Annotated in this window: 10 protein-coding genes and 1 tRNA gene; 2 read left to right on the forward strand and 9 right to left on the reverse strand. The window is 36.9% G+C overall.

The features are described 5' to 3' along the window. Window positions 1-16: 16 nt before the first annotated feature. A complete protein-coding gene (locus ACXACQ_RS18700; RefSeq protein WP_474977511.1) occupies window positions 17-625 on the reverse strand; it encodes a DNA-3-methyladenine glycosylase in 609 nt (202 codons plus the stop codon). A 65-nt stretch (window positions 626-690) separates the two neighbouring features. Between ACXACQ_RS18700 and ACXACQ_RS18705 the strand changes: the two genes are divergently transcribed. Continuing rightward, the gene (locus ACXACQ_RS18705) at window positions 691-1,551 is read left to right on the forward strand and encodes a DUF2911 domain-containing protein (RefSeq protein WP_474977512.1); all 861 of its coding nucleotides are present in this window, start codon (window positions 691-693) and stop codon (window positions 1,549-1,551) included. Window positions 1,552-1,571: 20 nt separating this feature from the next. On the opposite strand, the gene ACXACQ_RS18710 is transcribed toward ACXACQ_RS18705, so the two are convergent. From ACXACQ_RS18710 to ACXACQ_RS18745, 8 genes are all read right to left on the reverse strand, one after another. Further along, window positions 1,572-3,275: a sodium:solute symporter family protein gene (locus ACXACQ_RS18710; RefSeq protein ID WP_474977513.1), complete on the reverse strand. Its 1,704-nt coding sequence runs from the start codon at window positions 3,273-3,275 to the stop codon at window positions 1,572-1,574. A 132-nt stretch (window positions 3,276-3,407) separates the two neighbouring features. After that, window positions 3,408-5,897 carry a PIG-L family deacetylase gene (locus ACXACQ_RS18715; RefSeq protein ID WP_474977514.1) on the reverse strand — a complete coding sequence of 830 codons (2,490 nt, stop codon included), beginning with the start codon at window positions 5,895-5,897 and terminating at the stop codon, window positions 3,408-3,410. Between the two features lie 154 nt (window positions 5,898-6,051). Beyond that, on the reverse strand, window positions 6,052-6,999 hold the full coding sequence (gene trxB, locus ACXACQ_RS18720) for a thioredoxin-disulfide reductase (protein ID WP_474977515.1): 948 nt from the start codon (window positions 6,997-6,999) through the stop codon (window positions 6,052-6,054). Window positions 7,000-7,154: 155 nt separating this feature from the next. Beyond that, on the reverse strand, window positions 7,155-8,018 hold the full coding sequence (locus ACXACQ_RS18725; protein ID WP_474977516.1) for a sigma-70 family RNA polymerase sigma factor: 864 nt from the start codon (window positions 8,016-8,018) through the stop codon (window positions 7,155-7,157). Window positions 8,019-8,109: 91 nt separating this feature from the next. Beyond that, window positions 8,110-10,245, reverse strand: a complete 2,136-nt coding sequence (gene pnp / locus ACXACQ_RS18730) for a polyribonucleotide nucleotidyltransferase (RefSeq protein ID WP_474977517.1) — start codon at window positions 10,243-10,245, stop codon at window positions 8,110-8,112. A gap of 108 nt (window positions 10,246-10,353) precedes the next feature. Continuing rightward, a complete protein-coding gene (rpsO, locus tag ACXACQ_RS18735; RefSeq protein ID WP_474977518.1) occupies window positions 10,354-10,629 on the reverse strand; it encodes a 30S ribosomal protein S15 in 276 nt (91 codons plus the stop codon). Between the two features lie 91 nt (window positions 10,630-10,720). Beyond that, window positions 10,721-12,565: an LptF/LptG family permease gene (locus ACXACQ_RS18740; protein ID WP_474977519.1), complete on the reverse strand. Its 1,845-nt coding sequence runs from the start codon at window positions 12,563-12,565 to the stop codon at window positions 10,721-10,723. Between the two features lie 55 nt (window positions 12,566-12,620). Further along, a complete protein-coding gene (locus ACXACQ_RS18745) occupies window positions 12,621-13,013 on the reverse strand; it encodes an START-like domain-containing protein (RefSeq protein WP_474977520.1) in 393 nt (130 codons plus the stop codon). 168 nt (window positions 13,014-13,181) lie between these two features. Between ACXACQ_RS18745 and ACXACQ_RS18750 the strand changes: the two genes are divergently transcribed. Continuing rightward, window positions 13,182-13,255 (forward strand) — tRNA-Met (locus ACXACQ_RS18750). Window positions 13,256-13,465 lie beyond the last annotated feature (210 nt).

Here is a 13,465-nt window from a genome sequence, read left to right on the forward strand (position 1 = left end):
ACATCAATAATTCAATTTAAAAATTATAATTGTTATTACCTGAACTGACCCAAATATTATTTTTAACAGAAAATCGCCACGGCAGTAAAGCATCTTCCTTGGCATAACTTACACCTATTCTACAGCTAGCCTCTATTTCTTCCTTAGCGTACTGCTCTCCACTCTCTACCCAAATCAACCCTGACAGCAAATCTGTCTTATCATGCACCATATCTATACCCAAGGCCTGAGTTAGCTTACCTGGCCCAGAAGTGAGATTTTTATTGATGCCACTCATCCCTCTTCGCTCTAACATGATATCAATTCCATCAACAGGCTCTACAGCTCTGATTAACACCGCTTCAGCTTCTTCCTCATTATTGGTCACCACATTAAAGAGCTTGTGTATGCCATAGCAAAGGTATACATAGGCAGTCCCTCCTTCCATAAAAAGTGTTTCGGTTCGTTTTGTCCTTTTCTTGTTAAATGCATGACAAGCCTTCTCCAAGTGAGAATACGCTTCGGTTTCCACTATAACACCCGCGGTAAAATCATTATTAATGTAAGTACACAAACGCTTTCCTATAAGTTCTTGTGCCACCTGCACTACATCATCATTCAGAAAAAAGGATTTACTAAGTTTCATTTCTTGCTAACAAAAATATTCTATTTTCGTTGTTGAAAATACCAATTAACATATTTATTAAAAACATGAAAAAAACAATCTTATCAGCTTTACTTCTCCTGTCTGGAGCCGTTGCTTTTGGGCAAATTCAGACACCTAAACCTAGCCCTACCGCTACTATTAAACAAACTGTGGGTTTAACTGATGTTACCATTGAATATTCTCAACCTGGCGCTAAGGGAAGAACGATATTTGGAGATTTAGTGAGTTATGGAGAGGTATGGAGAACAGGTGCTAATGCTTCAACAAAAATCACATTTAGCGATGCTGTAAAGCTAGACGGAAAAGATGTTCCTGCAGGAACTTACGCACTTTATACCATTCCTGAAAAGGACAAATGGACGGTTATAATCCACAAAAACACCACACTTTGGGGAGCCGGAGATTATAATAAAAATGAAGATCTAATACGTTTCACTGCACCAGTGATCAAATTAAGTGAAAAAGAAGAAACGTTTAACATCACTTTTAGTGATTTCACTAACAACACGGCCAACATTAACTTAATTTGGGAAAACACCAAAGTTGCTATACCAGTAGAAGCTGAAATTGACAGCAAAATGATGGCGCAAATAAAAGCTACAATTACTGATGCTAAAGGAGAAATCAAGCCACAAGATTATGCTGGCGCTGCAGTATACTATTTAGATGCAGAAAAAGATTTATCTCAGGCAGAAGCTTGGATCAACAAAGCTATTGAAGGTTCTCCTAAAGCATTTTGGTGGGTTCATACAAAGGCCAAAATCTTAGCTAAAGAAGGCAAAAACAAAGAAGCTATAAAAACAGCTAAAGAATCTATGAAAATGGCTCAGGAAAACCCGCAGGGAGACTTCGGTTATGTTAAAAATAACGAAGTATTAATAGAGTCTATCAAAGGCAAGAAATAATTCATAAAATCAAGCCAGTATTAACTGGCTTGATTGCTTTTTGTATCTTTTGTGAAAAGCTGAATTAAGTAAGAGAGCACAACTACCAGCAAACAACCAATTAAATTGTACCACAAATAAGTAATAGAGAAAATCTGAAAGCACAAAATCACGATCAGCTGTGATAATATACCTCCGATAAAAACAGCATTTCCTTTAATGGATTTAATGAAAAATGCGACTAGGAATATACCCAAAATCACTCCATAAAATATAGAACCTAGTATATTTACTGCCTCTATAAGATTTTCTACCAACCGTGCATACAAAGCGAAAACTATAGCTATCACACCCCAAAGTCCTGTAAGTACTTTAGAAGCTATTAAATAGTGTCTTTCTGAAGCTTCTGGTTTTATTACCCGTTTATAAAAATCAATGGATGTTGTAGACCCCAGTGCATTCAACTCTCCTGACGTGGAAGACATAGCAGCCGAAAATATAACTGCTAAAAGCAGACCAATAACACCTTCGGGCAAGTATGTAATAATGAAAGTTAAAAAAACGTAATCAGAATCTTTGGTTTCAATGCTTTCATCATATTTTTTAAGGAGAGATTTTACCTCTCCTCTAATCTGTTTAGACTCCTTGTCCTTTTCTTGAACCTCTTCAGTTAATGATGATACTCTTTCAGCATCATCAGCATCTATGGCGGTTACTAGTTGTTCTATATTTGCCTTCTTCTCGACAAAGTTCTTGTCATACCTAGCCTCGAGCTGTTGAATATCTTCTCTGTATTCACTCTGATGCAATTGTTCCATTTCTGCACTTTTAAAGAAAACAGGGGGCTGCACAAATTGATAGAACACAAATACCATCACTCCTACTAGCAATATAAAAAACTGCATAGGCACTTTTAATATGGCGTTAAAAATAAGCCCCAACCTACTTTCTGTAACAGACTTACCTCCTAAGTATCGCTGCACTTGAGATTGATCTGTACCAAAGTAAGATAATGCTAAGAATAGTCCTCCAGTAAGGCCACTCCAGATAGTGTATCTTTTCTCGAAGTCAAAAGAAAAATCTACCGCATCGAGCTTACCCATTTTACCAGCAATATTCAGCGCATTACCAAACCCAACACTCTCGGGCAAATAATGAATGATGATAAAAAAGGCTGTAAACATGCCTCCCATAATAATGGCCATCTGATATTTTTGAGTTAAGCTTACCGCTTTAGTGCCTCCTGTTACGGTGTATATCACTACCAGTATTCCGGTAAGTAAAATGGTAAAACTCAAGTCCCAATGGAGCATGGTAGATAAAATGATTGCCGGGGCATATATAGTAATACCAGCGGCTAAGCCCCTTTGTACAAGAAATAATGCTGCTCCTAACATGCGAGTTTTCAGGTCAAATCTCTTCTCCAAAAACTCATAAGCAGTATATACATTTAACTTGTAGTAGATGGGTATAAATACTGCCGAAACAATAATTATTGCTAACGGTAAACCAAAATAATTCTGAACAAAGGCCATTCCTGATTCATAGGCCTGCCCCGGTGTGGAGAGAAAGGTAATTGCACTCGCCTGAGTGGCCATTACCGACAATCCAATAGTCCCCCATTTAAGAGAGTTATCCCCCTTTAAATATTCATTTATATTTTTACTCCCTCTACTTTTCCAAACACCGTACGCAACTATAGCCAACAAAGTACCGAGTAATACAATCCAGTCTAGCGTGCTCATGAAAAATAAATAGAAAAACAATAAAACAATACGATCATTGCGATGAGGTTAATAATTACCGCTATATACCAGCTTGACCATTTGCTGAATATTGGAATGTTACCGCCCTCACCTTTTGCGTGTTTATCCATACTATTTTTCATCCTGAGCGCCCACAGATACTAAATTAACGAATAACCTATATGCACCTGCTACACCTGCTGGCAATTCTCTAAACCATGAATAACCTGTATATATGTAGTACCCTTTTCCATACTTAGCCACCAATAGGCCTCCATTTTTGGGGCTATCCTTCTCGTTTTTATCATTACTAGAAAGCACTGCTGTATAATGACTATCCCATTGATTAGGAAAATACAAACCTCTTTCTTGCACCCAACCCTCAAAATCATCACTAGTTATTTTATTAGGATAGTTCAATACAGGGTTTTTCTTATCCAAGACCCTAACCTCGGCATCTTCTTCCGTGACCCTATCCCGAGAAAGAGTTAGGTCATACGGAGCAAAATGATCCGTCTTTAACCTGTAATTAGTATTGTATTGAACAATCAATGTACCGCCATTTTTAGCATACTCTAATAGCTCTGGCATGTAAAAAGAAATACGCTCATTAGTATTTAGCGCCCTTACGCCAAGGATTACTGCATCAAAAGATTCAAAGTTAATATGATTCACCTGCTCATCGGTAAATTCAGTAACCTGATAACCAATTTCTCTCAACGCATTGGGAATATCGTCTCCAGCTCCTTGTATGTACGCTATTTTTTCACCAGCTTTTTTAATATCCAATTTCACTACTTTAGCAACACTCGGCATCATAAGCATTTGAGTAGGTATATGCTCATAATCTATCTCGTTTAGGCTGTAACTATACTTTTTACCTCCCACTTCCACTGCTGCCTTTACTTCACCTGAACTTTGTTTCTTAGTTGGATATACAGCGAATGTAAAGCTTTTCTCTTCTCCTTTTTTAACTAAATCGTAATCAAAAGCACTAGGAACAGATGTCCATCCTTCAGGTAATTCCAAAGTAACATGCCCTGAAATATCACTTTTAACACCTTTCAAATTAACTGTAACATCTCTCTTATTTTCATCAGGAAAAATATATACACCTTTGTCTATATTCACAAAAACGGGAGGAGTAATAGCCACAGGTCTATAAGACTCACCCTTTACTGGGTCGTTTTTCTTAAATACTACTGGCCTCTTGTATATAATTTCCTCTCCGTTAATCTCCAACTTGAATGTTGCATCTAAAGCTGGATCATTCTCAGGCTTACCAATCAATGTTCTGTCATCTACTCGATACATTCCTAGCGTTCCCTTGTCTCTTAGCCAATAAGGCTGAGAGTAAGACTTATTGTTAGGTATAACCATAGTAGTTGCGAGATGCTGATCTATATTATTAGCAAGACTCACATTCACTACTGTATCTTTAACTCCTGCAAAATCAATTGAAACCAATTTAACATCGGCACCTGATCTATTAATAGCTTCTACCGACAAAGATGCAGATGACCTAGGGGTGTATTCAAAATCGCTGGCTACAACTTCTAAATATAGCCCACAGACATCTCTTATAACCTCATCAATTTCGACACGCTTTTGTTCTTTCCAGAAAGGATCATTTAATGCGGTAATCTTTTGTCTTGCTTCAATAAGCAATGGAAGAACTGCGGATGGATTAGAGGCATTAAACTTAGCAATAGCCTGAGCCACAAGCTCACCAATAGGTTCGCCCCCCTTCACTCTTTTCCATGATGTATCAATACCTTCTAAAATATCAACCTCTGCTTTGTCTCCCATCACATACTCTAGAAACTCTTTTTCCTCTCCACGCGTGCCTGTAGTTCCAAAACCTTGACTTTTATGCTGACTTCTACTATTAGCAGCAATCTCCGTATATGACTTTCCTAATAAAGGGTTGTAAGTCCCTGCGTCTACAGTGAGCACACCCTCTTCCTGCCCTGTCATATCTGGATTCCACCACCTGCCTGTATTCGTATATAACCTTTTGGGTTGCCACGTTTCAACATATTTTAGTTGATCTTTATACTGTGAAGGATCATTGGCTATTTTAAAGGCTTCCTGAGCCATTATTGCTGAAGTTGTATGATGCCCATGGCCTGCCCTGGCGTCAGGAGGAAAACGAGTAATGATTACATCTGGTCTAAATTTTCTATACACCCAAACCACATCGGAAAGCACCTGATCTTTATCCCAAATTTCTAATGTTTCATCAGCTGTTTTTGAATAACCAAAGTCATTAGCTCTAGAGAAATACTGATGTCCACCATCAATTCTACGAGCTGCTAACAACTCTTGTGTTCTTATTACCCCTAATGCCTCTCTTATATCAGCACCTATTAAATTTTGACCTCCATCTCCACGTGTTAAAGCCATATAAGCAGTATTGGCTAATTTTTCATTAGCATAATAAGCTATGAGCTTTGTATTTTCATCATCGGGATGCGCAGCAAGGTACAGCACGTTACCTAAAAAATTAAGCTTTTTCAATTTCAACAAAATTTGAGCACCATCAGGCTCTGTTGGTTTTTGAGCTGAAGCACCATAACCGAATGCCAGTATAATAAGTAAGCTAAAGAGCAATTTTTGCATAACAAGATTAAAGTTCAGTAATACATCAAGGATAAAAGATTAGACCTCTTTTACCAAGGAGTTAATAACAATTTACATAATTGGTATGTACGCAAATAAAAAGGCCTGGTTCTAAAACCAGGCCTTTAATTATATTTAAGAAGGTTTCTATTAATTAAACCACATTCATTTCTTTCGCCAACAAGAATTTCTCAGCATCTAATGCACCCATACAACCTGTTCCTGCAGCAGTAATAGCTTGTCTATAAACTTTATCAGCGGCATCTCCTGTAGCAAAAACTCCTTCTATATTAGTTTTAGCTGTGCCTGGCTGTACTATTAAATATCCAGTTTCATCCATTTCCAAGTAGTCTTTAAAAATACCTGTATTAGGTTGGTGACCTATTGCCACAAAGAAACCTTGAACATCGAGTTCTCTTTTCTCTCCTGTTTTTCTGTTTACCACACGTGCACCTGTAACCTCGTCATCATTACCCAAAATTTCTTCTGTCTCTGTTTCCCACAGCACTTCAATGTTAGGAGTAGAAGTAACTCTATTTTGCATGATTTGAGAAGCCCTCATCTCATCTCTTCTTACTATCAAGTACACTTTAGGACATAAGTTGGCCAAATAAGTAGCCTCTTCAGCAGCAGTATCTCCACCACCTACAACAGCTACATTTTTTCCTCTATAGAAAAACCCATCACATACAGCACATGCAGAAACACCTTTGTTGTAGTATTTCTCTTCAGAAGGTAAACCCAAATATTTAGCACTAGCACCTGTAGCAATAATTACAGACTCTGCTATAATTTCATATTTCTCATCAACTATAGCTTTGTGAGGATACCCAGAAAAGTCTACAGAAGTAACCATTCCATAACGGATATCAGTACCAAATCTTTCTGCCTGCTTTTGAAAGTCCATCATCATCTGCGGACCATTAATTCCTTCCGGATAACCAGGGTAGTTTTCTACATCATTGGTAGTAGTCAACTGACCTCCAGGCTGTCCTCCTGTTACCATAATTGGACTTAAACCTGCTCTTGAAGCGTAAATTGCGGCTGTGTAACCCGAAGGTCCAGACCCTATAATTAATACTCTTGTTTTTTCTTGTGTCATCCTTACGTATCTATATAATTTCTAGAAAACCAACAAAAAATTAATCAAAGAAGTTTGTACTCCCGATCAATTGGTTATGCAAATATAAAAAAAAAGGCCCCACCCTCTTTAAATGGGTGAAGCCTTTTTAATTGATTTTTATTATGCCTTAATAGTTATCCTAAATAAGGCTTTAAAGCTTTGCTTCTTGAAGTGTGTCTTAATCGTCTTATTGCCTTTTCTTTTATTTGCCTTACTCTTTCTCTGGTCAGATTGAATTTTTCACCTATTTCCTCTAAGGTCATAGAATGTTCTCCATTCAAACCAAAATAAAGTGTAATTACATCAGCTTCTCTTTGTGTAAGAGTTGATAAAGCTCTTTGAACTTCTCTTCTTAGAGAGTCATTCATCAATTCTGAATCTGGAGTTTCTTCGAGATCATTCTCCAGTACATCTAGTAAGCTATTTTCTTCTCCTTGCACAAATGGAGCATCCATAGACACGTGTCTCCCAGATATTTTCATAGTATCAACTACCTCCGAAGTAGTTACTTCTAACACTTCGGCCAATTCATCTGGTGATGGTTCACGCTCATATTTCTGCTCTAACTCCGAAAAGGTCTTTGAGATTTTATTCAAAGAGCCTACTCGATTTAGCGGCAACCTAACAATTCTGGATTGCTCTGCTAATGCCTGCAAAATAGACTGACGAATCCACCAAACAGCATAAGAAATGAATTTGAACCCTCGAGTTTCATCAAATCTTTGTGCCGCTTTGATAAGTCCTAAGTTACCTTCGTTAATCAAATCACCAAGAGACAAACCCTGATTCTGGTACTGCTTTGCTACAGATACCACAAATCTAAGATTAGCTTTAGTCAGTTTTTCCAATGCCAGTTGATCACCCTCGCGTATTCTCTGAGCCAACTCCACTTCCTCATCAGGAGTAAGTAAGTCAACTTTACCAATTTCTTGTAAATACTTGTCGAGAGATTGACTTTCCCGGTTTGTTATCTGCTTGCTAATCTTAAGCTGTCTCATGCAAATGTTGATTTTTTATAACGATTGACCACTTAGGCAAACACCAATTTTATGAAAATTAGTTCCAAATGACAAACACTTCTCTTCGAAATTAGCTGTCCTTGGCTTCTTTTTTCTCAGGTTTTGGTAGTAATACCTTTCTTGATAGTCTAAATTTACCCGTTTTCTTGTCAATGTCAACTAATTTGACCTTTACTTCTTCACCAACTTCCATAACGCCTTCCATATTTTCTACTCTTTCCCACTTAATTTCTGAGATATGTAGTAAACCATCTTTACCAGGCATAAATTCTATAAAGGCACCAAAAGGCATGATTGACTTCACCTTACCGTCATAAACTTCACCAATTTCAGGAACAGCCACAATATTTTTGATTCTTCTCATGGCATCATTCATAGATTCACCATTTACAGCAAAAATACTTACCTGTCCTTTATTTGCTACTTCTTCTATAACAATAGTAGCACCTGTTTCTTTCTGAATTTCTTGAATTACTTTTCCTCCAGGTCCTATAACTGCACCAATCATATCTTTATCGATAGTGAGCACTTCTGAACGTGGTGCATTAGGTTTAAGATCAGCATTAGGAGCAGATATAGTTTTCTTCATCTCATTTAAGATGTGTAATCTACCTTCTCTTGCTTGGTTAAGAGCTTCTTTCAATACCTCGAAAGAAAGTCCATCAATCTTAATATCCATTTGAGTAGCTGTAATACCTTTTTCGGTTCCAGTTACTTTAAAATCCATGTCTCCTAAATGATCTTCATCTCCTAAAATATCAGATAAGATGGCATATTTCCCTGTTTTTGAATCGGAAATCATCCCCATAGCTATACCAGAAACCGGAGCTTTGATTTGGATACCTGCATCCATTAATGCTAAAGATCCAGCACATACAGTAGCCATAGAAGATGACCCATTAGATTCTAATATATCAGAAACTACTCTGATAGTATAAGGGTTTTCTGCAGGCAATACTTCTTTTAAAGCTCTCCAAGCCAAGTTACCATGACCAACCTCTCTTCTACCTGGTCCTCTGTTTGGTCTTACTTCACCTGTACTAAACCCAGGGAAATTATAATGTAACATAAACTTGTTACTACCTTGGAAAATGGCTCCGTCTATTAATTGCTCGTCCATTTTAGTTCCTAAAGTAACCGTACTTAAAGATTGAGTTTCTCCTCTTGTAAATACAGCTGAACCATGAGTAGAAGGCAAGTAATTAACTTCTGTCCAGATAGGTCTTACTTCGTTAGTTGCTCTACCATCTAATCTGATAGTATCATTCAATACTAGATTACGGCAAGCTTCTTTTTTAATTCCTTTGAAATAACGACTTATCATTGTTGAATCCACTTCTTCCTCCTCAGGAATAGTTTCTAAAAACGCATCTAAAGCCGCAGAAAAAGCTTCTGATCTTTCGCTTTTAGGCTTTGGAGTCTTCGCTATTTCATATATTTTTTCATAAAGCTCATTATGCATACGAGTTTTTAACTCCTCATCATTCACTTCATGACAGTATTCTCTCTTTACAGTTTTCCCTACAGCCTCTTGTAATTCTAACTGTACTTCACACTGCACTTTTATGGCATCATGCGCTATTTGGATGGCCTCAAGCATTTCATCTTCACTAGCCTCTTTCATTTCACCTTCTACCATCAAAATATTCTCCATGGTAGCGGCTACAATAAGGTCTATATCCGACTTTTGGTTTTGCTCCATAGTAGGGTTTACTATGAATTCGCCTTCCACTCTTGCCACTCTAACTTCTGATATGGGCCCATTAAATGGAATATCAGAAACCATAAGAGCAGATGATGCAGCCAAAGCAGCTAATGCATCAGGTAATGCATTTTCATCAGCAGAAATCAATGAAATCATTATTTGAGTATCTGCATGATAGTCTTCATTAAACATAGGTCTGATTGCCCTATCAACCAACCTACTAATTAGTACTTCATAATCTGAAAGTTTACCTTCTCTTTTCAAGAATCCGCCAGGTATTTTACCTGAAGAAGCGAATTTCTCTTGATAGTCTACTGACAAAGGTAAAAAGTCAACGCCCTCTCCTGCTTCAGTTTTAGAAACAACAGTAGCTAGCAACATAGTGTCGCCCATTCTTACAACTACTGAACCGTCAGCTTGCTTAGCTAGCTTCCCTGTTTCTATTGATATGGATCTCCCATCGGGTAAATTAATTGTCTTGTTTATTACGTTCAATTGCATATTTCTTTTTGTATAATTTAAATATTGAGTGGATGTTTAGGGGGGCCGCTCAAGTGGAAAGATAAGCCAATTAAGGCAAAAAAGGGAATCCTAGGATTCCCTTTTTATTTATTTTCTTAAGTTAAGTTCAGCAAGAATTGCTCTGTATCGCTCAATGTCTGACTTCGCAAGGAAGTTTAACAATTTTCTTCTCTTACCTACTAATCTTAAAAGACCCTGCTGTGTTGAGTAGTCTTTTTTGTTTTTCTTCATGTGTTCAGTAAGGTGCTTAATGCGGTAGGTAAAAAGAGCAATTTGAGACTCTGGAGAACCAGTGTCTTTCTTTGTCTTTAACCGACCATGATTTTCAAACAATTCTTCTTTCTTCTCGCTTGGTAAATACATGCTTAGTTAAATTTAGATTATTATAAATATGTTTTAAAATGAAAGCGCAAATGTATCAAGTCTACTAATAATAAACAACTACTGCTACCTTCTAATTTCTTACTTTTTTAAATTTAGAAATCCATTTCTTAAAGCGGTCAATCATTACACTATAAAAATCGGCTTCAAATAAACGAACATCATTTCTTGCCTGTCTTAAGAAAAACAAACCAATAGGCAACAAAATTACGTTAGCAGCCCACAAACCTACACCCGGGTCTATCATCCCTTGTTTTGCCCATTTTTCACCGGTCATACTCATTACGTAGAATACAATAAAGAATACTATAGAAATTAAGACAGGTATACCCAAGCCTCCTCTTTTTATAATAGCGCCCAATGGAGCTCCTATTAAAAACATGATAATACATGCAACGGAATTAGATAAGATTTTATGCCATTGTATTGCAAATACGTCCTGATCGTAATGCATTCTTTCAAGCCTTGTATTATTAGCCTGAAGCTTACTTCTCATTTGCCTTACCTGACTAACTGCTGTTTCCACAGATCTCTCTTTATCAGTTTCGCTAAACAACGTGGAGTCTTCTGCCATTAATCTTGCCACAAGCTTTTTATTAGCCTTTACTGCTGCAAGGTTTATTTTTTCTTCTGGCTTTGCGCTCGGCTTTTTGGCTGCATTCTTCTTACTTGCCTTCGCTTTTTCAAGGTTGTCTTTTATTATTTCCTTTTTATCTGTAGTTAATAAAGGCGCCTCCCTACCTGCTTTTTTTAGCGTTTTCACTGAAGCCACCTTAGTATTTTTATCTGTAGATGCAGTAGAATCATTATCCTCTGCCCCCACCAAAGTATCGTTAGATGCAACTACTGGTATTTCTTCAATGGCACTTTTCTTCTCTTGCTCGGCTTTGTGAATGCTGTCTTGCTTATTGGCTTTATTTATGGCCAACCTTTGCTTCACCATATTCACAGAATCATTATACACCTTAAACTCCTTGAGATATTTAGGCATTTGCACGCTATCTTTTCTTAAATGATAATAAAAAGCATAAGGTGCATCGGCATAAACCTGTAATTTCTTATCTAATATTTGGTTAGACATAGAGTCAACATCCACTGAAAGTTCAGAGAGATTACGCATAATTCTATTTCCCCTAAACAGCTCTTTATCTGTTCTGTCCAGAGCAAAAGAAGATAAATCTAATACAAACTCACTATGAGAAAACTTAGCCTGCCGAAAAGTTTCTTTTTTTGATGACTGCTTTACGCCCGCCTCATCGGTACCTCCTTCTGAATACTGGTGACCATTGAATAGCTCAAGTTTCAAATACCTATCGTTATGAATGGTATACATTTTACCTGAGTCAGCTAAAATCACGTCTTTATTACCTGTTTTACCTCTATGATCATAAATAATGACATCTTCAATAGTTTGGCCATCATCATGTTTCTTATTCACTTTAATACTTATCTCAGGAATACCAGTATAAAAAGCTCCCTGTTTTAAGTCTAGTGCTGGCTTTTTCTGTTTAATATCATACAGCAAGCTATAAGCCTCTAATGCGGCTTTAGGCACAAAATAGTTATTAGAATAGAAAGCAAAAACAGTGAGCCCTAATACAAATATAAAAATGGGCCAAAGCGCTCTTAGTAAAGAAATACCCGCACTCTTAATTGCTGTTAATTCAAAATGCTCTCCAAGATTACCAAACGTCATCAAAGACGATAACAGTACCGCCAACGGAATGGCAATAGGTGTCATAAAGACAGCAAAGTAGAAAAATAGCTGCGCTAATACCCCTGCACCCAAATCTTTACCCACTATATCATCGAAATATTTGAGCATGTGCTGAGTGAGAAGTATAAATACTACCACTAAAAATGTAAGGAAAAATGGTCCTAAGAACGAACCTATAATCAGTTTATCAATCTTCTTCATTGCCGTGTTTTGCATCAAAAAGAAGGCCAAAAATAACTAATCTATTTTACAATCGTCAACCCCCAACAATTTCTTTTAAAGAAAGCACCAAACTCTCCCACAATTCATATTGTTCTTCTTGGTCATCGATATCAGAATAATCAGAAATTTTAAGAAACAGACTGCCTGTTAAATCATTGGTTTCTAATTTCAATTCTATGTATAAAGGATCGTTTTCATCCTCCTCGTCTTCCGGAAAAAATTCAAATTTAACATACTGGCTGGCACGCTCTGCCACTATTTTAGCCGTATGATCTTCTTCATCCCAAATGAAATTAAAAATACCGTCTCTAACGGTTACATCATCTGCCATCCACTGCGCCAAGCCACTTGCTGTATTTAAATAAGGAAATAACATTTTGGCTGATGCATTTATTTCAAAATCTGCAGTAAAAAGTTTCTTACTCATAATCAAAAAGTTAAAGACTAAAATTACGACTTTTAAGTCTCAATAAAATATTTTTTAAAATTTTTTCTCAAAACCACTTGCGTAATACACATCCCGTATTTAAGTTTGCACTCCATTTACGAAACAACAAGACGTAAATCATTAAAAACAAAAGTAGTTTTTATAAATGGCGGGGTAGCTCAGATGGTTAGAGCGCAGGATTCATAACCCTGAGGTCGGCAGTTCGATTCTGCTCCCCGCTACTACTAAAAGGTTGAGAATTATTATTCTCAACCTTTTTTATTTTATAAGTATAACGCAACTGATCAATCATACCAGCGATTTATATTTTGTAATTTTCATAGACACCCCATTATAGGAAATAATCTTTAATTTATACTTATACTAACACCTGATTTGTATCAGTAAATTCTGCAAAGTCCACTTTATATTCAAAACTGGCTCTTACAAAT

The sequence above is a fragment of the Fulvivirga sp. AWR4_260 genome, from assembly GCF_056158185.1.

Coding starts and splice junctions, on each gene's coding strand:
- ACXACQ_RS18700 (WP_474977511.1), bottom strand. CDS start 625: ATGAAACTTAGTAAATCCTTTTTTCTGAATGATGATGTAGTGCAGGTG.
- ACXACQ_RS18705 (WP_474977512.1), top strand. CDS start 691: ATGAAAAAAACAATCTTATCAGCTTTACTTCTCCTGTCTGGAGCCGTT.
- ACXACQ_RS18710 (WP_474977513.1), bottom strand. CDS start 3,275: ATGAGCACGCTAGACTGGATTGTATTACTCGGTACTTTGTTGGCTATA.
- ACXACQ_RS18715 (WP_474977514.1), bottom strand. CDS start 5,897: ATGCAAAAATTGCTCTTTAGCTTACTTATTATACTGGCATTCGGTTAT.
- trxB (WP_474977515.1), bottom strand. CDS start 6,999: ATGACACAAGAAAAAACAAGAGTATTAATTATAGGGTCTGGACCTTCG.
- ACXACQ_RS18725 (WP_474977516.1), bottom strand. CDS start 8,018: ATGAGACAGCTTAAGATTAGCAAGCAGATAACAAACCGGGAAAGTCAA.
- pnp (WP_474977517.1), bottom strand. CDS start 10,245: ATGCAATTGAACGTAATAAACAAGACAATTAATTTACCCGATGGGAGA.
- rpsO (WP_474977518.1), bottom strand. CDS start 10,629: ATGTATTTACCAAGCGAGAAGAAAGAAGAATTGTTTGAAAATCATGGT.
- ACXACQ_RS18740 (WP_474977519.1), bottom strand. CDS start 12,565: ATGAAGAAGATTGATAAACTGATTATAGGTTCGTTCTTAGGACCATTT.
- ACXACQ_RS18745 (WP_474977520.1), bottom strand. CDS start 13,013: ATGAGTAAGAAACTTTTTACTGCAGATTTTGAAATAAATGCATCAGCC.